At 65.2% G+C, this 555-nt stretch carries 1 protein-coding gene; it reads left to right on the top strand.

Annotated features, from left to right (window positions below):
• Positions 1-53: 53 nt before the first annotated feature.
• A partial coding sequence (locus Q7C21_RS22725) for a condensation domain-containing protein (RefSeq protein ID WP_375151199.1) occupies positions 54-555 on the top strand: 502 nt, incomplete at its 3' end.

Raw genomic sequence — 555 nt, 5'->3', positions numbered from 1 at the left:
CATGGCCGTCCCGCTGAAAAGCACCGACGTGGCCATTGGTTAAGGACATCAGCATGACCGACTTTTCCCAAGCAGAGACGTTTCAGATTTCGGCCCAGCAGGCCGCGATTCTTTCCCAGCAGCAGTACCTGGGCCAGCCGCTGGCGGCGCAGGCGCTCCTGTCCTTCGACACGCCGCCCGAGCGTGCTGTGCTGGATGCCGCACTGAACGAGGTGTGCCAGCGCCACGAAATCCTGCGCACCCGCTACCGGCAGGTGCCCGGCTTCAAGCAACCGGTGCAGGAAATCACCCCCCAGGTGCGCCTGCGCCTGTCGCTGGAAGCGGGGCGCAGCCTGCAACAGGCCCGTGCCGAGGATCGCCTGGCCCTGGCCGAAGTGCCCCTGGTGGCCTCGCTGCTGGATCGTCAGTTGCTGATCAGCGTGACCCTGGCCAGCTGTGACCGCCAGTCTCTTTCATTGCTGATGACCGAACTGCAGCAACTGTGCGCGGGACGGCAGTTGCCAGCGTTCGACAGCCTGCAGTACGCCGATTACGCCGCCTGGCAGAGCGAGCTGG

The organism is Pantoea sp. ANP04 (assembly GCF_041982285.1).
Classification (GTDB): domain Bacteria; phylum Pseudomonadota; class Gammaproteobacteria; order Enterobacterales; family Enterobacteriaceae; genus Pantoea; species Pantoea eucalypti.
Note: the sequence above shows the minus strand (reverse complement) of the source record. Positions and strands in the feature narration are given on the sequence as shown.